General features: G+C 65.9%; 20 protein-coding genes. 8 read left to right on the top strand and 12 right to left on the bottom strand.

The window, feature by feature from the left end:
* Positions 1–70: 70 nt before the first annotated feature.
* The 8 genes from AABQ55_RS29255 to tcuA form a co-directional block, all read right to left on the bottom strand.
* Positions 71–1,018, bottom strand: a complete 948-nt coding sequence (locus AABQ55_RS29255; protein WP_272808572.1) for a LysR substrate-binding domain-containing protein — start codon at positions 1,016–1,018, stop codon at positions 71–73.
* Between the two features lie 102 nt (positions 1,019–1,120).
* Complete coding sequence (locus tag AABQ55_RS29250; protein ID WP_272808767.1) at positions 1,121–2,623, bottom strand: tripartite tricarboxylate transporter permease; 1,503 nt, start codon at positions 2,621–2,623, stop codon at positions 1,121–1,123.
* On the bottom strand, positions 2,623–3,072 hold the full coding sequence (locus AABQ55_RS29245; protein ID WP_244768599.1) for a tripartite tricarboxylate transporter TctB family protein: 450 nt from the start codon (positions 3,070–3,072) through the stop codon (positions 2,623–2,625). The genes AABQ55_RS29250 and AABQ55_RS29245 overlap by 1 nt, the downstream gene beginning before the upstream one ends.
* Positions 3,073–3,201: 129 nt before the next feature.
* Positions 3,202–4,680: an aldehyde dehydrogenase gene (locus tag AABQ55_RS29240; protein WP_272808571.1), complete on the bottom strand. Its 1,479-nt coding sequence runs from the start codon at positions 4,678–4,680 to the stop codon at positions 3,202–3,204.
* 20 nt (positions 4,681–4,700) lie between these two features.
* Positions 4,701–5,414 carry a 4-carboxy-4-hydroxy-2-oxoadipate aldolase/oxaloacetate decarboxylase gene (locus AABQ55_RS29235; RefSeq protein WP_272808570.1) on the bottom strand — a complete coding sequence of 238 codons (714 nt, stop codon included), beginning with the start codon at positions 5,412–5,414 and terminating at the stop codon, positions 4,701–4,703.
* Between the two features lie 36 nt (positions 5,415–5,450).
* The gene (locus AABQ55_RS29230; RefSeq protein WP_272808569.1) at positions 5,451–6,158 is read right to left on the bottom strand and encodes an HpcH/HpaI aldolase family protein; all 708 of its coding nucleotides are present in this window, start codon (positions 6,156–6,158) and stop codon (positions 5,451–5,453) included.
* On the bottom strand, positions 6,155–7,087 hold the full coding sequence (locus tag AABQ55_RS29225; RefSeq protein ID WP_272808568.1) for an NAD(P)-dependent oxidoreductase: 933 nt from the start codon (positions 7,085–7,087) through the stop codon (positions 6,155–6,157). Before AABQ55_RS29225 ends, AABQ55_RS29230 begins: the two co-directional genes overlap by 4 nt.
* A 46-nt stretch (positions 7,088–7,133) precedes the next feature.
* On the bottom strand, positions 7,134–8,660 hold the full coding sequence (tcuA, locus tag AABQ55_RS29220) for an FAD-dependent tricarballylate dehydrogenase TcuA (RefSeq protein WP_272808567.1): 1,527 nt from the start codon (positions 8,658–8,660) through the stop codon (positions 7,134–7,136).
* Positions 8,661–8,962: 302 nt separating this feature from the next.
* Here tcuA and AABQ55_RS29215 point away from each other — a divergent pair, with 302 nt between their 5' ends.
* The 8 genes from AABQ55_RS29215 (at position 8,963) to AABQ55_RS29180 (ending at position 16,597) form a co-directional block, all read left to right on the top strand.
* A complete protein-coding gene (locus AABQ55_RS29215; RefSeq protein WP_272808566.1) occupies positions 8,963–9,655 on the top strand; it encodes a GntR family transcriptional regulator in 693 nt (230 codons plus the stop codon).
* Complete coding sequence (locus AABQ55_RS29210) at positions 9,652–10,512, top strand: ABC transporter permease (RefSeq protein WP_272808565.1); 861 nt, start codon at positions 9,652–9,654, stop codon at positions 10,510–10,512. The genes AABQ55_RS29215 and AABQ55_RS29210 overlap by 4 nt, the downstream gene beginning before the upstream one ends.
* Positions 10,509–11,297: an ABC transporter permease gene (locus AABQ55_RS29205; protein WP_272808564.1), complete on the top strand. Its 789-nt coding sequence runs from the start codon at positions 10,509–10,511 to the stop codon at positions 11,295–11,297. Before AABQ55_RS29210 ends, AABQ55_RS29205 begins: the two co-directional genes overlap by 4 nt.
* A gap of 27 nt (positions 11,298–11,324) precedes the next feature.
* Positions 11,325–12,353 carry an ABC transporter substrate-binding protein gene (locus AABQ55_RS29200; RefSeq protein WP_272808563.1) on the top strand — a complete coding sequence of 343 codons (1,029 nt, stop codon included), beginning with the start codon at positions 11,325–11,327 and terminating at the stop codon, positions 12,351–12,353.
* A gap of 77 nt (positions 12,354–12,430) precedes the next feature.
* Positions 12,431–13,540, top strand: a complete 1,110-nt coding sequence (locus AABQ55_RS29195; protein WP_272808562.1) for an ABC transporter ATP-binding protein — start codon at positions 12,431–12,433, stop codon at positions 13,538–13,540.
* A 14-nt stretch (positions 13,541–13,554) separates the two neighbouring features.
* On the top strand, positions 13,555–14,250 hold the full coding sequence (locus AABQ55_RS29190; RefSeq protein ID WP_272808561.1) for an RraA family protein: 696 nt from the start codon (positions 13,555–13,557) through the stop codon (positions 14,248–14,250).
* The gene (locus AABQ55_RS29185; protein WP_244768587.1) at positions 14,243–14,965 is read left to right on the top strand and encodes an HpcH/HpaI aldolase family protein; all 723 of its coding nucleotides are present in this window, start codon (positions 14,243–14,245) and stop codon (positions 14,963–14,965) included. Before AABQ55_RS29190 ends, AABQ55_RS29185 begins: the two co-directional genes overlap by 8 nt.
* Before the next feature lie 27 nt (positions 14,966–14,992).
* The gene (locus AABQ55_RS29180) at positions 14,993–16,597 is read left to right on the top strand and encodes a 5-guanidino-2-oxopentanoate decarboxylase (RefSeq protein WP_272808560.1); all 1,605 of its coding nucleotides are present in this window, start codon (positions 14,993–14,995) and stop codon (positions 16,595–16,597) included.
* Between the two features lie 280 nt (positions 16,598–16,877).
* Here the strand turns inward: AABQ55_RS29180 and AABQ55_RS29175 are convergent, their stop codons facing one another.
* From AABQ55_RS29175 to AABQ55_RS29160, 4 genes are read right to left on the bottom strand one after another with little or no spacing between them, the layout of a single operon-like run.
* Complete coding sequence (locus tag AABQ55_RS29175) at positions 16,878–18,035, bottom strand: alpha-hydroxy acid oxidase (RefSeq protein ID WP_272808559.1); 1,158 nt, start codon at positions 18,033–18,035, stop codon at positions 16,878–16,880.
* 1 nt (position 18,036) lies between these two features.
* On the bottom strand, positions 18,037–19,329 hold the full coding sequence (locus AABQ55_RS29170; protein WP_272808558.1) for a hypothetical protein: 1,293 nt from the start codon (positions 19,327–19,329) through the stop codon (positions 18,037–18,039).
* Between the two features lie 25 nt (positions 19,330–19,354).
* Complete coding sequence (gene hutC, locus AABQ55_RS29165; protein ID WP_272808557.1) at positions 19,355–20,086, bottom strand: histidine utilization repressor; 732 nt, start codon at positions 20,084–20,086, stop codon at positions 19,355–19,357.
* A 52-nt stretch (positions 20,087–20,138) separates the two neighbouring features.
* Complete coding sequence (locus AABQ55_RS29160; protein WP_272808556.1) at positions 20,139–21,152, bottom strand: zinc-dependent alcohol dehydrogenase; 1,014 nt, start codon at positions 21,150–21,152, stop codon at positions 20,139–20,141.

The raw sequence follows: 21,152 nt of genomic DNA, 5'->3' as shown, positions 1-21,152 counted from the left end.
ATGCGCTGGCGGCATACTGGAACCGGGCGCGCGGATGCGCGCTCTCCTGCCGCACGAGGATGTGCCAAGCTTACTTCGCCGCGCGTTCGCGCTCCCGCGCCCGCAGCGTCGCGCGAACGTGGTCCGGCGTCAGCCTGGGCGCCAGGAGCTCTATGAAATCGAAGATGAAGCGTCGGATATAGGTGTCGGTCCGCAGGGTGACGTAGCTGGTGCTGGCCTCGAAGAGATGGCTGGCATCGCGCGCGCGGAGCGCCCTGTCGTGCGTCGGGTCGAAGGCGTCGGTCGCCATGACGGCGATGCCGAGGCCCATCTCGACATAGGTCTTCCCCACGTCGGCATCCACGGCGTTGAAGAGGATCATCGGCGAGATCCCCTTCTTCTCGAACGCATCGAGGATCTTCCATCGGCCGCTGCGATGCGGATCGTGCGCGATCATCGGATATTTGGCGATGGCCTCGAGCGTCAGGGTCTTGACCCGGAAGATGGGGTGGCCTTTCGGCGCGATCAGGCTGCGCGTTATCTGATAGCAGGGCATCCGCAGGAGGCTCGGAAAGGGCCGCATGGTCTCCGTGCCGACGGCGATGTCGGCCTTGCCGGTCTCGACCGCCTCGCAGATCTCCGTCGGGTTGCCCTGCAACAGACCGATGCGCACCAGCGGATGGCGCTGGACGAAGCTCTTGATGACGCGCGGCAGGATATATCGGGCGTGCGTATGGGTCGTGGCGATCGTCAGCGTCCCGCCTTCCTGGGCGCCGTAGTCCTCGCGGATGTTCTTCAGGCTCTGGACTTCGTTGAGGATGCGCTGGGCGATCTCGACGACCTCGCGGCCCGGATCCGTCAGGCCGGTCACGCGGTTCCGGCTGCGCTGGAAGATCGAGAAGCCGAGTTCGAGCTCCAGCTCCTGGATCTGCTTGCTCATGCCCGGCTGGGAGGTATTCAGCGCCTCGGCGGCGGCCGAGATATGGTTGCCCTGCCGGTTGACCTCAACGACATATCGGAGTTGGCGAAGCTGTACCATGGGCGTGTCCTGCGGTGATGACCTCACGCCCAGTCTATGCGGCCCGCACCGGCGTCGTCATGAAAAATATGGGGCTTTTCACAGGACGCCGGCCGCCTTCCGTCAACCCTCCTCGATCGCCTGGTCCTTCTGCTGGCGAACCAGCGGAACCACCATCAGCGCCATGAGGCCGAACGCGATCGCCAGGAAGACGGCGCTGAGGGGCGAGGTGACGAAGACCTCGGGATTTCCGTGGGATTGCAGCAGGGCGCGACGGAAGTTCTCCTCGATCATCGGCCCGAGCAGGAAGCCGAGGATGAACGGCGCCGGCTCGCAGTCCAGCTTGAGGAAGATGTAGCCGAGCAGCCCGAAGAAGGCGGCGAAGGCGACGTCGCTGGCGCTCATGTTGACCGTGTAGATGCCGATGCAGGAGAACACGAGGATGAGCGGATAGAGCCAGCGATAGGGCACCTTCAGGAAGGAGACCCAGAGCCCGACCAGCGGCAGGTTGAGGATGACGAGCATGACATTGCCGATCCACATACTGGCGACCAGCCCCCAGAACAGGCTGGGATGCGAGGTCATCACCTGTGGTCCGGGCGTGATGCCGTGGATCATCAGCGCCCCGAGGAGCAGGGCCATGGTCGCGCTACTGGGAATGCCGAGGGTCAGCGTCGGGATGAAGTGCGTCTGCGCGGCCGCATTGTTGGCCGATTCCGGCCCGGCCACCCCTTCGATCGCGCCCTTGCCGAAGCGGGACGGATCCTTGCTGAGCTTCCTTTCGAGCGCGTAGGACGCGAAGGAGGCGATGGTCTGCCCCGTTCCCGGCAGGACGCCGAGGATGGAGCCGATGCCGGTGCCGCGCAGGATCGGCTTCCACGAGGCCTTCAGGTCCTCCCGCGTCGGCATGAGGTTGGTCACGCGCGCCGTCAGGACATCGCGCTGCAGCGAGACGCCGAGATTGACGACGATCTCCGAGAAGGCGAAGAGGCCGGCGGCGACGACGACGAAGTCGAAGCCCTCGGCAAGGCCGTCCATGCCGAAGGTGAAGCGGTCAATGCCGGAATTGACGTCCGTTCCCGCCAGGCCGAAGACCGCGCCGCAGAACGCCATGCCCATGCCCTTGACCAGGGAGCCGCGCACGAGGGCGGACGAACAGATCAGCGCCATGAACATGAGGGAGAAGTACTCCGCCGCGCCAAACTTAAGCGCCACGGCGCCGAGCGGCGGCCCGACGAAGGCGATGAGCAGCGTGCCGATGCAGCCGGCGACGACCGAGCCGATGGCGGCGATGGCCAAGGCCGGCCCCGCCCGCCCCTGCCGCGCCATCTGGTATCCGTCGATGCAGGTGACGGCCGAGGAGGATTCCCCCGGCAGATTGACCAGGATCGCGGTGGTCGAGCCGCCATAGGCGGCACCGTAGTAGATGCCGGCGAGCATGATCATCGCCCCCTCGGGCGGAAGGCCGAAGGTCAGCGGCAACAGCACGGCGATCGTCACCAGCGGCCCGACGCCCGGCAGGACGCCGATGAAGGTGCCGAGCAGCACGCCGGCGAAGCAATAGGCAAGGTTCATCGGCGACAGGGCGACACCGAAACCCAGCGAAAGATGCTGAAGGAGTTCCATCACCAGGGCCTCAGCTTGAGGGGAATGTTCAGTCCGTAGACGAAGATGCCCACCGCGATCAGCGTCATCGCAAGAACCATGACGGCGAGTTCGCGCATGCTGCCCTCCCGTCCCGCCAGGCGGCTGATCAGGACGAGCGCCACGACCGCGACGATGAGACCGCGCGACTCGATGAGCAGGCTGAAGACGAAGACGGCGGCAAGGATGAAGGCGAGCGGCCGGATTTCCCAGCTCGTCACGCTTTCGGAAGCCTCCGGATGAAGCGTCGAGCGGACGACCATCGTCAGGCCGATGAGCGTCATGATGGTTCCGAGGATCGCCGGGAAGTAGCCGGGGCCCATGTTGCCGGCCGTTCCCATGTCGTAGCTCTGCCCCAGCACGATGGTTCCAAGCCCGATCGCGCCGAAAAGGGCGCCGCTCAGGAAATCTTTTGTGATGTGAAGCTTCATTCTTCCTCCCCGTCCCGTGACATCGCGATGCCGGGGCGTCCTCCCGCCCGGCGCTGCTGTCACAGGCGCCTTTTCCGCATTCCGCAGCGAGCCTTCGCCGCCACGGACGATCTCAACTCGCTTTCGCCTTCACCGCTGCACGAACGGATTGGCCGACGGCGCACCGTAGTTCATCCAGACGCTCTTGACCTGCAGGTATTCCTTGATCATCTCCGCACCGTTCTCCCGGCCCACCCCGCTCTGGCGATAACCGCCGAAGGGCGACATGTAGCTGGTCGCGCGATAGGTGTTCACCCAGACGGTGCCGGCCTTCAATGCCTCCGTCATGCGCACCGCCCGGCCGATATCCCTTGTCCAGACCCCGGCCGCAAGCCCGTACATCGTGTCATTGGCGATCCGCACGGCATCGGCCTCGTCCTTGAAGCGGATGACGGAGAGGATCGGGCCGAACACCTCCTCCTGCGCGATGCGCATCGTGTTGCGCACGTCCTTGAAGATGGTCGGCTCGACGAACCAGCCGTCGCCGCATTCGGGACGCCTGCCCGGCTCGCCGCCCATCACCAGCGTCGCCCCCTCGCCGAGGGCGACGTCGATATAGTTCAGCACCTTCTCGTATTGCGGCCTGGTCGTGACGGGGCCGACCTGCGTCTCCATCTTAGCGGGGTCACCCATGCGGGCCGCCTTTACCGTCTCGACGAGGCGGTCGAGGAAGGCGTCGTGGATGGAATCCTCCACCAGGAGGCGGGAGCCTGCGAGACAGGTCTGGCCGGTGGCCGCGAAGATACCCGCGATGGCACCGTTCACCGCCTCGTCCAGATCGGCATCCGCGAATACGATGTTCGGCGATTTCCCGCCGAGTTCCATCGTCACATGCTTCATGGTCTGCGCTGCCGCGGCATAGATGCGCTTCCCGGTCGCGTCCGATCCGGTGAAGGCGACCTTGGCGACCTTCGGATGCTCCACGAGGGGCGTGCCGACCTCGTTGCCGAAGCCCGTGACGACGTTGACGAGGCCGCCCGGCGCGCCGGCCTCCTCGATGATCTTCACGAATTCCAGGACGGAGGCGGAGGTGAATTCGGACGGCTTGATGACAACGGCATTGCCGGCCGCGAGCGCCGGCGCCAGCTTCCACGCCGTCAGCATGAGCGGCGAGTTCCACGGCGTGATGATCGCCACGACGCCGAGCGGCTCGTAGCGCGTGTAGTTGAGATAGCCGCGTTTATCGAGCGGGATGACGGAGCCTTCCACCTTGTCGGCGAGCCCGCCGTAGTAGTGGTACCAGTTCGGCATGTAGCGCATCTGCGCCAGCATCTCGGCCATCAGCTTGCCGTTGTCGCGCACCTCGATGGCGGCGAGATGCTCGGCGCGCTGCGCGGCGAGGTCGCCGATGCGGCGCAGCAGCGCGCCCCGCTCGCTGGCCGTGCTCGAAGCCCAGGGGCCGGCGGTCACGGCCGCGTGGGCGGCTTCGACGGCCCTGTCCACGTCCACAGTGTTGCCGCGCGCGACCCGTGCCCAGGGCTTACCGGTGAAGGGGTTGTACGTATCGAGCCATTCGTCGCCATCGGGATCGACGAACCTGCCGTCTATGTAGTGCTGAAAATCCTGCATTCCGGTCTCTCCCGTCATCGTCATACACCCGGCTCGTTCGGCGAAGCCCACTTCGCGTGCTCCGACACCGTGCCCTTGAGAAGCCTGTCGATATCGAGCGCGCCGTGGGCCGGGTCGGGCAGCAGTTCGTTCAGCGTGCCGTTCTCCATCGACAGGGCCTCCGCGCGCTCGCGCTGCAGCGCCCTGGCGAGGACCTGCTCGGCCAGCAGGCGCGGCACGACGGCGATGCCGTCGTCATCGCCCACCACGATATCGCCGGGCGAAACGATGACCCCGCCGACCTCAACCGGGACATTGATTGAGCCGGGTGTGTTCTTCTGCGGCGCGCGCGGCGACACGCCCCGGGAAAAGACGGGAAACCGGTCGCGGCGCAGCAGCGCCACGTCGCGCACCGTCCCGCTCGCGACGACGCCGACGCCGCCCCGGCCGCGCACCTGCAGGGCGCTGCGATGGCCGAAACAGCCGCTTTCGGAATCGCCGGCATCGATGACGAGCACGTCGCCCGGCTGCATCATCTGCACCGCCTTGTGCGTCATGATGTTGTCGCCGGGAAAGCAAAGCACCGTGAAGGCGGATCCCACCAGGGCGATATTCTCGAAGATCGGCCGGATATCGGCCTTCATCGCGCCATGGCGGCCCATCGCATCGCTCAGGGTGGACGTCGGCACACCCTTGAACCTGTCGATCAAGCCGGACGGCGCCCGCTGGAAATCATGATAGATATGGCCATACATGGCCTTCTCCCCTTAAAAGTTCTTCATGCCGTCCGCTCAGGCCCGCTCCGCCACGAGCGTTTCGCGAACACCATCAAGAAAAGCCCGCGCCGGACCGGCGACGAACGCCTTCACGTGAACGTTGACCCAGCGCAACCCCAGGCGGCGATAGTGCTCGACCATGTGCAGATCGCCCTGAACATTCATCCCTGCCACGCGTCCGGCCCGCTCTATCGTGCCGATGGCATCTTCGACCGCCTGCCGCACCTTCGGATGGTCGGGCTGCCCCTTGAGGCCCATCGATTGGGCAAGGTCCAGCGCGCCGATGTAGAAGACGTCGACGGCCTCGGACATCAGCATCCTCGGCAAATTGACGAGGGCGGCTTTCGATTCGATCATCGCCACGAGCAGCGTCTTGCCGTGGTCGCCTTCCCATTGCGTGATGCCACGGGCGATTGCCGCCAGTCCGGCGGGCGTATCCACATGCGGCGCCTGGATGCCATCGACGCCACAGCTCAGGTATCGGTTGATCAACCCGATCTCATGGGACCAGGGGCGCACGATGGACGCCATTCCCGATGCGCGCGCCGCCCGGGCCAGATCCTCAACCGCCTGGAAGTCCGTGCCGGCATGTTCGCAATCGATGAAAACCGCATCGAAGCCGAGGCCGCCGACGAACTCAACGAGGCGCGGGGTCGGAAAATCCGTGTTACAGACCGCGACCGTTCCGCCGCCCTTCAATCGGTTTTTCAGATCGTGGCTCATCGGCTTGCCCTGGCCAGATTCGCGGTCGTCGCACTTTCCGCAACGAAGCGCGCGAATTCCGTATGATCGGCATTGGGTCCGTTCCAGGCGCGCGCTTCCTCCCACAGGTCAAGGCAGGCACGGCCGAGGGTGGCGGGAACCTCGCAGGCGTCGGCCACGTCCATGGCCAGCTTGAGGTCCTTGACCATCAGTTCAAGCGCGAAGCCGGAATCATAGGCATGGTTGAGAACGTACTGCTTGAACTTGTTCTCGGTGCTGTTGTTTCGCCCGGTCGAGGCGTTGAGCACATCGATGACGACCTCGCCATCGATGCCGAAGCGTTCTGCGACGAGGAGCGCTTCGGCCACCGCCGCCAGACCGGCGGCCGAAACGTAGTTGTTGAGGACCTTGATCGCGTGACCCGAACCCAGCGGCCCGATGTGGAAACGCTTTCCCATGGTCGCAAGAAGCGGATCGAGGCGGTCGGCCAGCGCGCGGTCGCCACCCACCATGATCGACAGCGTCGCAGCGATGGCGCCCTTCATGCCCCCGGAGACGGGCGCGTCGAGCAGGCCGATTCCGAACACACCGAGATCCTCTCCGAGTGCGCGCGTGCCCACCGGTGCGGACGAGCTCATGTCGACGATCGCCGTGTCCGCCCGCATGCCCCGCACCAGACAGTCGCTCCCGGCACCGTCGCCGAGCGCGACGTTGCGCACGATCCTGCCGTCCGGCAGCATCAGCACCACCACATCCGATCGCTCGCCAAGCTCGGCGAGCGAGCGGGCGCTGCCGCATCCGTGCTCCGTGGCGAAAGCGTCCGCCTTCTCACGATCCACGTCATAGATCGTAACCTGCCAGCCGCCGGCAATCTGATTGGCCGCCATAGGCCGGCCCATGTTTCCGATGCCGACGAAACCAACCCTCGTCGTGCCCTTTGAAGCGGTCACCACAGTCCTCCCTTTATAAGTCCTTGCCAGCGGGCCAGCGCCGGAACTACATGGCCGATACCTTCGCCGTCCTGACGCTTTCCCTGGTCGCCCGCGCCGCGATGGCGGCGTTGCGCCCCGCGATGCGGCCGAAGACCGCGCCACTCATGAGGCCCGTCGCACCCGGATAGTTGAAGTAGAAGAGGCCCCCGACCAGTTCGCCAGCCACATAGAGGCCGGGGATCGGCCGTTCGCCACCGTCGATCGCCTGTGCGTCGGTGGAGATGCGCAACCCGCCGAAGGTGAAGGTGATGCCGCAGGTCACGGCATAGGCTTCGAACGGGCCGGTCTCGATGGGGTTCGCCCAGTTGGACTTGGGAATGTCCAGGCCTTCGGTGCGCCGCCCGTCCTTCACGGTGGGGTCGAAGGGCACGTCGCGCGTGATCGACGCATTGTAGTCGCGCACCGTCTTGAGGAAGGTCTCCCGGTCGACATCTCCCATCCTGTCGACCAGCTCCTCCAGCGTATCGGCGACCACGCGGGTCACGCGGCGGGTCTTGTATTCCGGCCGCAGGAGATGAACGACGGTCGAGTCGAAGATCTGCCAGGCGAACTGGCCGGGCTGTTCGAGAATGACCTTGCCGTATTTCGCATAGGTGTAGTTGCGGATATCCGCACCCTCGTCCAGGAACCGCTTGCCGGCCGCATTCACCATGATCGACCAGGGATAGCTGTCGCGCTCATAGTCACCGGTGACGGAGAGGTCGCCGAAGTCCTCGGCATAGCGCTCCCAGCCGACGGCATGGCAGCCGGACCAGTTGCCCTTGGGCTGTGCGCCGACCTTCAGCGCCATGTCGAGCCCGTCGCCGGTGTTGAACTTGCTGCCCCGCACCTTGGCGAGGTCCCAGCCCGGGCCGAGATACTTGGTGCGCCATTCACTGTTCGCCTCGAAACCGCCGCAGGCCAGCACCACCGACTTCGCCCGAACCTGTTGCGTCACGCCGTCCAGCTTGACGACAACGCCCTCGACGCCGGCATCCGAGCTGATGAGCTCGCGGGCCCACGCATTGTAGCGCACGTCGATGCCCGCCTTCTTCACAGCCGCGTAGAGCGAGTCGACAAGCCCCTGCCCGCCGCCCCAGGCCGCAAGCGTCGCGCCGCCCCAGAACTTGAACTTTCCATCGACCTTGAAGGACTGGCGGCCGAACTGCGGATAGAACTTCACCCCCTGCTTCACCATCCAGTGCATCGTGGCATTGCTCTGGCGGACGAGAATCTCGCAGAGATCGGGGTCGGTACGGTTGTGCGTGATGCGCGCCATGTCGTCGAAGAACATGTCCTCCGTATAGCTGCCGAAATCGCTGTCCATTTCCTCGGGCGTGAGATCGGGGGAGAGGGCCCGGATGTCGTCCGAGCCCGTATAGGCAAAGCGCATCAGGCCTTCGGTATAGGAACTGTTCCCGCCACGCTCCTCCTCCGAAGCCCGCTCAAGAACGAGCACGCTGCCGGCGCCATTCTCCCGCGCCGACAAGGCTGCGCACAGCGCTGCGTTGCCTCCTCCAACAATCACAACGTCATACTCGATCTCACTCATCGGCCGCTCCATAACTCCATCCTCGAACTTTCGTGCTGGCTCCTTCCTAGCAAAGTCGTTGAGCGAATTATCAGACTATCTGGTGCTTCTAGTATTCCGCACCGACATACTGGAGATGACCTTCCGTGATCATGTGCAAACGATGCGACCGCTCCGGATCGCAAGGGCGTTATCCTTTGCTGCTGCAGCGGCAATGAGGTCGGAAGGACGACGGGGCAGACATGGAATACGATCGTCAGATTCCCATTGACAATCGATATCTCAAATATATCCTAAAAATATATTTTATGAGGGAGCACCCTTTGAAACCCTTCTCCGCCGGCAGGATGCGTCTCAGCGACGTCGCCTATCACGGCCTGCGCAACGCCATCATCAAGGCGGATCTGCTCCCGGGTTCGCCGATCGACGAGAAGGAATGCATGGAGCAGCTCGCCGTCGGCCGGACACCGCTGCGGGAAGCGCTGCAACGGCTGGCGCAGGAGGACCTGCTGCTTGCGGTTCCCCAGCGCGGCTATTTCGTTTCCTCCACGTCGGCCACCGATTTCTTCCAGCTCCAGGAGTTCCGCCTCCAGGCAGAAGTCTGGGCCGCGCGGCTGGCGGCGACGCGCATCAGCGACGTCCAGCTCGATCGCCTCGCCGCGCTTATCGAGGAAGCACGCGCGGGCGTCGAGGCACGCCGCATGGAGATCGAATGGCATCTCGGCATCGACGAGGAGATGCACAAGCTGATCGCCGAGGCCTCCGGCAATGCCTATCTCGCGCAGGCGCTGACGCGTCTCTACGCCCTTTCGGTCCGCAGCCTTTACGTGTCGCGCATGCCGGTGGCGCTGCTCTTCGAGGATCTGAAGGACATGGTGGTGATCCACGAAGCGCTTGCGAGCCGCGATCCCGACAGGGCCGAAGCGGCGATGCGGGCGCACCTTTCCGTCAGCGCGACCAACCTCATCCGGCCGGTGGAGCCGGTCCGCCACAACCGCGTGGAGGTGGGGAAATGACCGCCGCGCGCCGAGGCAACCTCGTGACGCTGGCGCTTCTCGCCCCGTCCCTCCTCAGCGCGGTCCTTCTCCTGGTCATCCCGATCCTGATCGTCATCGCCTTTTCCTTCGCCGAGCAGGATACCTATGGCGGCGCCAGGTTCGGCTTCACATTGACGAGCTACCGCGAGCTCTTCCAGACGATCTACCTGCCGATCTTCACGAATTCGCTCCAGCTTGCGGCGGTCTCGACCATCGTCTGCCTGCTGGTCGGCTATCCGATCGCCTATTTCATCGCGTTGCGCGCCGGGCGCTATGCCGGCCTCCTGCTCGCGTTGCTCCTCATCCCGTTCTGGATCGATTTCATCGTGCGCATGTCGGCCTGGATGGTTCTGCTCGGCCGCGGCGGCACGATCAACAGCGCGCTTCTCGGCCTCGGCCTGATCGAACAGCCGATCCGTATGATCGGCACCTATCCCGCCGTGCTGGTCGGCATGCTCTACGCCTTCCTGCCGACGACGGTCCTGCCGATCCACGCCGCGCTGAACGGCCTCGACAAACGCCTTCTGGAAGCCGCCGACGATCTCGGCGCGACGCCGCTGCAATCCTTCTGGCGCGTCACCTTCCCCCTGTCGCTGCCCGGCGTCATGGCGGCGATCCTCTTCGTCTTCGTGCCGGCCATGGGCGTCTACGCCATCCCCGTCCTGCTCGGCGGCGGCAAGAGCATCATCCTCGGCAACCTCATCGTCCAGCTCTTTCTCGACTTCCGCAACATCCCGCTCGGCGCTGCCGTCTCCGTGGTGCTGCTCGCCATCTCCTCGGTCATCATCGTCTGCTACATGCGCGTGCTACGCTCGGTCGAGGAGGCACGGGCATGAGGAAGGTGCTCGCCCTCTACGTTCCCGCCGCCACGGTCGTCGGCTATATCTTCCTCTTCGCGCCGCTCATCGTGCTGGTGGTCTACGCCTTCAACGCCGGCCGCTCGACGGTGGTCTGGGAGGGCTTCTCGCTCGCCTGGTTTACGGAAGCGCTGCGCGACCGCAGCCTCCGGGCCGGCTTGCAGGTGAGCGTCATCGTCGCGATCGCCTCGGCGGCGCTTGCGACCGTCATCGGCGCAAGCGCGGCACTCGCCGTTGTTAAGCGGCCCTTCGCCGGCAAAAGCCTGTTCTCCACGCTGGTCATCGCCCCGCTCGTGCTGCCGGAAATCGTGCTCGCCGTCGGCCTGCTCGTCGCGACCGTCTGGACCGGCATTCCGCTCGGCTACGGCACGCTGATCGCCGGCCATGTGCTGGTGTCGATCCCCTTCAGCTTCCTCATCGTGCGCGCCGCGGCCTCCGGCCTCGATCCCCGCCTCGATGAAGCCGCCGCCGACCTCGGCGCCAACGGCAGCCAGGCCTTCCTGCGGGTGACGCTGCCGCTCCTTGCGCCCGCCATCCTCTCGGCCTTCCTGCTCTGCGCGGTGATCTCCTTCGACAATTTCGTCGTCTCGACCTTCGTCTCCGGGGTCGGTTCCACGCCGCTGCCGATCCAGATCTACGCCATGCTGAAGACCGGCCTCACGCCGAAGATCAACGCGCTCGGCGCCATGCTGATCGCCGTCAACGTCATCGTCATCCTGGTCGTCATGGGCCGCTATCTCAAGACGATCCGCAAACAATCATAACCACCAACCAAAATGGGGAATGCGACAATGAAAAACTGGAGAAGCCTGCTTACATCGGTCAGCCTGATCGCCTTCGCATCGGGAGCCTCGGCCGCCGAACTCAACATCTACGCCTGGTCCGGCGAAGTGCCGCAGGAAATCGTCGACGACTTTGCGAAGGAGACCGGCATCACCGTGACCTTCGACACCTACGATTCCAACGAGACGATGATGGCCAAGCTCTCGGCCGGCGCGAGCGGCTACGACCTCATCGAGCCGAGCCAGTACACCGTGCAGGTGCTCGCCAAGCAGGGCCTGCTGCAAGAACTCGACCACGCGAAGATCCCGAACCTCGGCAATCTCGGCGCGCCGTTCAAGGAAGTCTCTTACGATCCCGGCCAGAAATGGTCCGTGCCCTATATCTGGGGCACGACCGGCTTCGCCTACAACGAGGACTGCGTGAAGACCCCGCCGACGAGCTGGAAGGCACTGTGGGACCCGCAGTATGAAGGCCGCATCTACATGCTCGACAACATGCTGGCGGCCTATATCGCCGGTCTCCAGGTGAACGGCTTCAAGGCCGGCACCACCACGCCGGCGGAAATCGAGAAGGCGACGCAGTCGCTGATCGAGCAGAAGAAGGTGCTCGGCGGCTACAACAGCACCAATTTCGGCGACCTCGTCGCCTCGGGCGAGGCCTGCATCGTGCAGGGCTGGAACGGCAACATCGCCCAGGTGATGGCGACCAATCCCAAGGTCAAATATGTCGTGCCGGATGAGGGCGGCTCGATGTGGATCGACGGCTTCGCCATTCCGAAATCGGCGAAGAATGTCGAGGAAGCCTACAGGTTCATCGACTACATCATGCGCCCCGAGGTCGCCGCAAAGGCCGCGAATCTCTCCAAGTCGGCGACCGTGATCGACAAGGCCAAGGAGCTGTTGCCGAAGGAAGTGGTGGAGAACACCGCCATCTATCCGCCGGAAGACAAGCTGATGAAAGCGGACTTCATCCTCGATGTGGGCGACGCGACGAAACTCTACCAGGACGGCTGGACCAAGGTGAAGACCGCCCAGTAACGCGCCGGCGGCCGGATGCGGACCTCCGGCCGCCCCTTCTTCCCTCATGAGCTGCGAATGATATGCCGCCTGACACCATGACAGAGACGGCCGGCGCAAGCCGCGCCGCCATCGAGCTGATCGATATCCGCAAGGCCTTCGGCTCCGCCGGCGGCGAAACGACCTATGCGGTCGACCGGATGAGCCTCGCCATCAGGGCGGGCGAGTTCTTCACCTTCCTCGGCCCCTCCGGCTGCGGCAAGACGACGACGCTGCGCATGATCGCCGGCTTCGAGGAGCCCACGTCCGGGCGCCTGCTTTTGGATGGCAAGGAGGTGACCGGCGTTCCGGCCCACCAGCGCAACGTCAACACCGTGTTCCAGAGCTATGCGCTCTTCCCGCACCTGAATGTCGGCGAGAATGTCGGCTTTGGCCTCTCGGTGAAGGGTGTCGCGAAGGACGAGATCCGCCAGCGCGTCAAGGCCGCGCTCGAAAGCGTGCACATGGCCCACGCCATCGACCGCAAGCCTTCGGCGCTTTCCGGCGGCCAGCAGCAGCGGGTGGCGCTCGCCCGCGCGCTGATCAACCGCCCCTCCGTGCTGCTGCTCGACGAGCCCTTCGGTGCACTCGATCTGAAGCTGCGACGGGAGATGCAGATGGAGGTGAAGGAGATGCAGCGCAAGCTGGGCATCACCTTCATCTTCGTCACCCACGACCAGGAAGAGGCGCTGACCATGTCGGACCGCATCGCGGTCATGAACAACGGCGTCGTCCAGCAGGTCGGAGGACCGGCCGATATCTACGAGCGCCCCGCCAACCGCTTCACCGCCGGCTTCATCGGCGACATGAACCTCATCGATGCGCGCGTCATCGCACATGACAGCGACCGGCTTACCGTGGACGCTGCGGGCGGCCGGTTCGACCTCCCCAGCACCCTGCCGCTGCAGCCGGGCGATCCGTGCACGCTCGCCATCCGCCCGGAGGCGCTGCATTTCGTCGAAGGGGAGGCCGGTGGCAGGGTCCGCTTTTCCGGTGCGGTGAGCGAGGCCGTCTATATCGGCACGGACACCGTCTACGGCCTGACGCTCGCCGACGGCGCACGCCTTAACGCCCGCGTCCGCAACGGTGACGGCCAGCCCATGCCGCGAACCGGCGCGCCGGGCACGCTCGCCTGCGCGCCCTCCGCCATCAGACTTCTCACGCAATAGGACCTTTCTGCACCATGTCGATCAAATCCTACCGGATCGCCGACCCTGCGCCGCAGCTCGATACCGGCCTCCTCGCCCGTTTCGCCCGCGTCGAGGCGGCGACCGTCGGCCACTACCTGCATGACCGCTTCATGCGCAACGACCTTCGCCCGCTGATCGACGGCGTGCGGGTGGCGGGCACGGCGCAGACGGTGTCGATCCCCGGCTCCGACTCCACCCTGCTCTACCACGCGATGGACCGGGTGCGGCCGGGAGACATCCTGGTGATCGACCGGGCGGGCGACGAGCGCCATGCCGCCTGGGGCGGCTTCATGGCGGCGGTCGCGAAGGAGCGCGGCCTTGCCGGTGTCATCGTCGACGGCATGATCACCGATCCGGCGGCGATCCGCGAGGCCGGCGTGCCGACCTGGGCGCGCGGCGTCTCGCCCATCACCACGAAGCTGCTCAATCTCGGCGGCGGCTACAATATTCCGGTCTCCTGCGGCGGCGTCACCGTCAATCCGGGCGACGCGGTCCTTGCCGACGACTGCGGCATCCTCGTCCTTCCGCCCGCCGAGGTGGCGGGCATTTCGGATATCGCGCTCGCCGACCAGGAGGACGAAGGAACCTGGGTGGCCCGCATCCGTGCCGGAGCCAAGCTGCAGGATCTCGTCGATATCGCCGGCATGATCACCGAACGGCAAGAGAAGGATGGAGCCGCCCATGGCTGACATATTGAAGAATCTCGCCGTCTGGCTCTCGACCCCGCATCAGGCGATGATCGAGATCGCCCATGACATCGGCTATCGCCATGTCGTCCTCGACATCGAGCACGGTCTCTTCGACCTCGAAGCGATGGACCGCATTATCGCACTCGGCAAGGCGCTCGGCATGACCATGCACGCCAAGGTGCTGGGACCCGAAGCGATCCCGATCCAGCAGGCGCTCGACATGGGGGCCGACAGCGTCATCATCCCCCATATCGGCGATGCCGGGCACGCGCGCCGCGTCACCGCCTCCGCCAAGTACCCGACGCTCGGCACGCGCAGCTTTTCCGGCACCCGCCCCGCCCGCTACGGCGGTGTGAAGCCGGACTATTACGACAACGAGAACGCCAAGACCCGCTGCTATCCGATGATCGAATCCGCCGCAGCGCTACAGGATGTCGAGGCAATCCTGGCGCTCCCGACGGTGGACGGCCTCTTCGTCGGCCCAAGCGACCTCTCGCTCGATTCCGGCCGCGGTGCCTACCGCAACACGGACGCCGACAAGGCCGATCTCAAAAAGATCGCGGACGCCGCAGCAAAAGCGGGGAAACCCTGGATCATGCCCGCCTGGTCGCGGGCCGAGCGTGCCTTCGCGCAAGACCTTGGCGCGAGCCTGATGGTCGTGGCCGACGAGTACGGCTCGATCTGGATGGGCCTCGAAGACGCCGCCAAACCCTGACATCGATTTTCCGAACGGACACTTGCCATGAACGAGACCATTTCCTGCGGCAGCCGCCTGATGCAGATCCTGAAGGCCTATGGCGTCGACACCGTCTTCGGCATGCCGGGCGTGCACACGCTCGAAGCCTATCGCGGCATGGAGGCCGCCGGAATCCGCCATATCGGCGTGCGCCACGAACAGGGCGCCGGCTTCATGGCCGACGGCTATGCCCGAATGTCGGGCAAGCCGGGCGTCTGCATCCTGATCTCCGGCCCCGGCGTCACCAATGCCGCAACGCCGATCGGCCAGGCCTATTCCGACAGCGTGCCGATGCTCGTCATCACCTCCGTCGCCGCCAACAAGGATCTCGGCATGGGCCGCGGCACGCTGCACGAGATCACCGACCAGTCCGCCGTCACCCGTCCCCTCACCGCCTTCTCCGAAACGGCGGGCAGCCCCGAACAGGTGCGCGAATACATCGCCCGCGCCTTCGCGCTCTTCGACAGCGGCCGCCCGCGCCCCGTCCATCTCTCCATCCCGCTCGATGTCTTCAAGGCGCCGGACGACAAGCCGGCGAGCCGACGCACCACCGCCCGCCGCCGCGCGCCCGACGCCGCGCAGGTCGAGGCCGCCGCCGCCATCCTCGATGCCGCCAAACGGCCGGTGATCCTTGCCGGCGGCGGCGCGGTCTCGGCCGCCGCCGAGGTCAAGGCGCTGGCGGAGAAGATCGGCGCGGCGGTGGTTCCCACCATCGCGGCCAAGGGCATCCTGCCCGACGACCATCCGCTTGCGCTGGAGGTGACGGTTGACCGCGGCGCGACCCAGGCTTTCGTGCGCGAGGCGGACGCCGTGCTGCTCGTCGGCACCGAGCTTGCGGAACCCGACATCTGGCTCGACGGCCCGCTGCCCATGGACGGCAGGCTGATCCGCATCGACATCGACCCGGCGACGCTGGTGCGCGACTACGACGTGGACGTCGCCATGGAGGCGGATTCGAAACTGGCGCTGGCGGCCATCGCCGAAAAGGTCGCGCCGGCCGAGGGCTTCAGGAATTCCAACGCCATCGCCGAACTGCGCGCCGCCGAACGCAACGCGCTGACGCCGCTCGAACAGAAGCATGTGCGCGTGCTCGACAGCCTGCGCAACGCCATACCCGACGACGGCGTCGTCTATACCGACATGACGCAGCTCGCCTACACCGGCTACGCCTTCTATCGCAGCGCCCTGCCGCGCACCTGGCATTTCCCGGCCGGTTTCGGCACGCTGGGCTATGCCCTGCCCGCGGCGATCGGCGGCAAGATCGCAAGCCCCAAGACGCCCGTCGCCGCCATCGTCGGCGACGGCGGCTTCCAGTTCACGCTTCAGGAACTCGGCACGGCGGTGGAGAACAGGCTGCCGCTCGCCATCATCCTGTGGAACAATGACAGCCTCGCCCAGATCCGCGACGGCATGCTCGCCCGCGACATCCCGACCATCGGCGTCAACCAGCACAATCCGGATTTCGTGAAGCTCGCCGAGGCCTATGGCTGCCAGACCGCCGAGCCGAAGAGCTTCGAGGAACTGGAAGCCGCGGTAAGGATCGCCTTCACTGCAGACGGCCCGACGGTCATCCATCTGCGCGAGAATGCTCCTTTCTTGAATGCAGGCTAGTCGCCTGGATCAGCGGCGCGAGTGCTCTGCCCCCCGAAACCTCAAGGGAATTCGGGGATCAGGTCAACCGGCCGGAACCAAACCGCCGACCATAGTACGCCAGCGGCCAAGCGGCTCAAGAGGTGCAGACCCTTGAGATCGAGGAGCCGCCGGGACGAGGATTCGCGTGGGTTTGACCCGGCGCATGGTCTACGCAACCGTTGATGGCATGGCAGGCACGCTCGAACATGTCGGAAACCGGAACAGCGAAAAACCACCGGCGGACCGCTGCCATTCCCGGTCAGGTCGCGTTGCCCTTGCACCGTACGGCGGCGCCACCAGCGGCCTTGAGCTCATCGATCGAGGCAATGCCCATCAGGGCGAGGCTGATCGAGATTTCCCGTGTCAGGATCGCGATCACCTCGGCGACGCCGGCCTCGCCTGCCGCCGCAAGGCCGTAGGCATAAGCCCGGCCGAGCATCACGCCATCGGCGCCGAGGCCGACCGCCTTGAGGATATCAGTGCCGCGGCGGATGCCGCCGTCCAGCATGAGGCAGAAATCCGGGCCGACGGCGGCCCGGATCGCCGGAAGCGCGCCGATGGTGCTCGACGCGCCGTCGAGCTGGCGGCCGCCGTGATTGGAGATCACCACCCCGTCGCAGCCAAGCGTCCGTGCGGTCACGGCATCCTCCGGCGCAAGAACGCCCTTGACGACGAGTTTTCCGGTCCAGCGCTCGCGCAGCCAGGCGATGTCCTTCCAGGACAGGGTCTTGTCGATGCGACGCGACAGGTTGGCCGCCTGTTCCAGGGCGCCGCGGCCGAAATCCGGACGGTGCTCGATCGCCCGCACCGACGGCATGCCGCCGAGCGCCACATCGGCAAGCCAGCGCGGCTTCAGCGCGAGCCGCGCCAGAAGCCCCGGCGTCACCCGTGTCAAGGAACGGAAACCGTTGCGCACATCCCGTTCGCGAATGCCGGTAATGGCCGTGTCGACCGTGACGAACAGGGTGTCGACGCCGGCCTGTTCGGCCGCCGCAAGGAACTCCTCCGAGAGCGAGCGATCCTCCAGCACATAGAGCTGGAAATGCAGCGGCCCGCCCGTCACCACGCGAAGATCGGCGAGCGAGGCGATCGAGAAGGTCGACAGGCAGAAGGGGATGCCCGCGGCATGGGCGGCGCGCACTGCCTTCTCCTCGCCGCGACCGGAATAGAGCCCGAGGAACCCGACCGGCCCCAGCATGAACGGCAGGGGATGGCGACGTCCGAGATAGGCGGTCGAAAGATCCTGCGGGCCGGCTTCCGCCAGCACGGTCTGGCGCAGGCCGAACCGGGCGAAATCCGACCGGTTCGCCCGCATGGTCTCCTCCTCGAACGATCCGCCGTCGATGTAGTCGAAGAAGATCTTCGGCAGGCGCCGGCGGGCGAGATCGCGAAAATCGTGGATATTGACCAGGACCATCTCAGCCCCTGCCGGGGTCGATCGCGTCGAGGAAGCGGGTGACCGCATCCTCCCCCGCCACCGGCTCGCTGCCGGCCATCACCGCGATGGACAGGCCGATGAGCGAGGAGACGGGATTGTGGCTCGTCGCTCCGGCACGCAGGTTCATGACAAGCGTCGGGCAGAGGAAGAGGCCGAGCCGGACGACCCGCCGCCAGTCGGCAGGCAGCATGTCCCGTGCCTTCAGGGCCGCCAGCAAGGGACGCCACAGGGCCTCGGCCTTCACCTCCAGCAGCGCCCGCCGGACCGGGCTCGGTTCGAAATCCATCGTGACGTGCAGCCGATCCCCCTCAAGACGCGCGCTGGCCTCGTACCGCTCCGCCGCCAGGGCAGGATCGTACAGCCAGAAGGGATGGGCGAGAATGTTGTGGAAGGTCGTCTTCACCTCGGCAAGAAGCGTCGGGATGTTCTCGCCGGCAAAGGCCGGGTCGAAGAAGGCAAGGCGTGCGGAACCCTCGCGCTGCTCGTACCAGACGTTGGCGTTGTGGGCATCGCCATGGGCGACGACACCGCCGGCATCCGCAAGACGCGCCGGGGCAAGCCGCTCGTGCGCGGCATCGAAAAGCGCGCCGATACCATCCTTGTATTCGACGCCATTGACGACGAAGCGGCAGCGCGAAAGCCGGTCCCAGCCGAGCGTGAGGCCGGGAAAGGCGAAGTCCTCGCCGACATAGAATCGCGAAAGCCGCCCGCCCGGATAGAGGCCAGCCGGCGGATCGATCAGGCGTTCGTAGAACAGGCGGTGGATCGGCTCGGCCGCCACCTCGGCGGCGCTCACCGGATGCAGCGTGTCGAGATAGACCTTCAGCACGGCCTCGCTCAGCGCGCGCTCGGCTTCGACGGCCCTTTCGCGCGCTTCGGCATCGTCCGTCATGTCCAAGGCCCGCAGCACGTCGGAGAAGCGCGGGTCGGTGCGGCGGCGATAGACGAGGATCTGCTCGCCCGGCAGCACCGACATCAGGAGCGGCTGGTCCACCGGGAGCCCGGCCTTGGCCAGGATGTCGGCGCGATAATATTCGCCGCTCATCGCCTCCTCACCCTCTTCCTGATGGAACTTGAAGAAGAAGGCGCCATCATCGGTCTCGAAGAAACCGTTCAGCGAATTGAGGCTGTACTGGTCGTGGTTGATCGCCACGTTGCGTGCCTCGACCGCGAAGAGATCGCGCAGCAGGTCGGCCAGAAGCCGCTCCGCCCCCCCGCCCCCGGCTTTCGCGAGCGTCCTGATTTCCGCCGTGCGGCTGGTGGGCTGGGTCATGGCATTCTTTCCGGATGGACGAGGATCATTTGCTGCCGTGCAGGTAGCGGCTGCCGAGCGAATAGCGGCTGCCGACATAGGTCAGCGTGTTGACGGTGGCGACGACCTGCCCCGTCCAGGTCTTGCGGTGCAGGACGAGGCAGCAGTCGCCGGGGCGGATCTGCAGGAGGCGTGCATTGTCCTCGCCCGCCGGCAGCGCGCTGATGAGGTGTTCGACCTCGGTCAGCGGCGTTGCGGTCTGGAGGTAATCATATGTGGCCGCGACGCTGAAATCCTGCTCGACATAGCCGGAGACGAGGTCCGGATTGACATAGCGCTCCTCGAGCTGGACGGGCAGGTCGTTCTCGAAATGGATCACCACGGAATGATCGACAGGCCTCAGGGTCTCGAACTCGAAAGCGAGCAGCAGCTCAGGCTCCGGCCGCCTGATGCGCTCGAGCACGACCACCTCGGCCCGGTGGCGGCTGCCGCGCGCCTTGATCTCGGTGATGATGTTGCTGATCTCGATCAGCGTCGATTGCGGCTTCGGCGGCGCGACGAAGGTGCCAACGCCCTGGATGCGGCGCAGGTGCCCCTCCGAGGTGAGCTCCCGCAACGCCCGGTGCACGGTCATGCGCGAGACGCCGAGCGTGGAGACAAGCTCGTTTTCCGAGGGAAGCCGGCTGTTGCGGCTCCATTTGCCGCTGCCGATATTGCCGAGGACGAAATCCTTGACCTTCTCGTAAAGCGGCGATGCGGAATCCGAAAGCGTGTTCATGGTTCACTGTCTCCACCGGCAGGCAGGGCCGGCATCCGGAATGACGCGGCGGCTAGTCCGCCACCGCGACGATCGTCTTCAGTGCGCGGCTTTCGCCCCGCAAAAGCCGCTCATAGGCTGCCGGCACCGCGTCGAGCCCCGGCAGGACCTCGATCAGCTGCTCAAGCGCCGGGGCGAGTTCGGGAAGCAGTCCGACCGCCTCGGCCAGTTCGTCCGCAAAGGCATGGCAACCGATCAGCGCGATTTCCCGCTCGACGAGAAGGTTGGGGTCGAGATCGAGCTTGCCGTGGCCGATGCCGACGAGGGCAAGCGCGCCACCGCCCGAGAGGAGGTCAAGCGTCCCCGCAATGGCCCGGATGCTGCCGGTCGCGTCGAGTGCGTAGCACAGGCGCCGGCCGGAAAGCGCCGCATCGAGGGCCTCCCGTTCGAGAGCGACCACCGTGCCGCCCGCAACAACCTTCACCAGCGCAGCCTTCTCTGGGTTGAGATCGGCGAGGAGGAGCGGGCCGTCATGAAGGCGCGAGAGAAGCAGCGCGCTCAGCCCGCCGATCGTGCCGCAGCCGACGACGAGCACCGGTTCGCCGGCCGGGGCGGCCAGCCGGCGCACGGCATGCAGCGCCACCGCCGGCGGTTCGGCCATCGCGGCGACATGCGGCGAAAGCGTCGGATCGTGGCGCAACACGAGCCGCGCGGGCAGTTGCACCGCCTCGGCAAAACCGCCGTCGCAGACCTCGCCGACGAAGCCGAGAGCCTCGCAGACATTGGCGCGGCCGCTGCGGCAGGCCGCGCAGGTGCCGCATCCGACGCGGGAATCCGCACAGACCACATCCCCGACGGCGACATGGCTAACGCCCTCGCCGACCGCCGTCACGCGGCCGCAGAATTCATGCCCCGCCGTCGAGGGCCGGCGGGTGATCCACTGGCCGGTGCGGTAGTTGTGAAGGTCGGAGCCGCAGATGCCGGCGGCTCTGACAGCGAGATTGACGAAGCCGGCGGGCGGCGCGGAGAGCGGGGCCACCGCCTCCACCCGCAGGTCCTTCGCATCGTGGAGCCGCACCGCCTTCAT

It is taken from the genome of Shinella sp. WSD5-1 (assembly GCF_963942435.1).
Taxonomy (GTDB): Bacteria; Pseudomonadota; Alphaproteobacteria; order Rhizobiales; family Rhizobiaceae; genus Shinella; species Shinella yambaruensis.
This window is presented reverse-complemented; position numbering and strand designations above follow the sequence as displayed.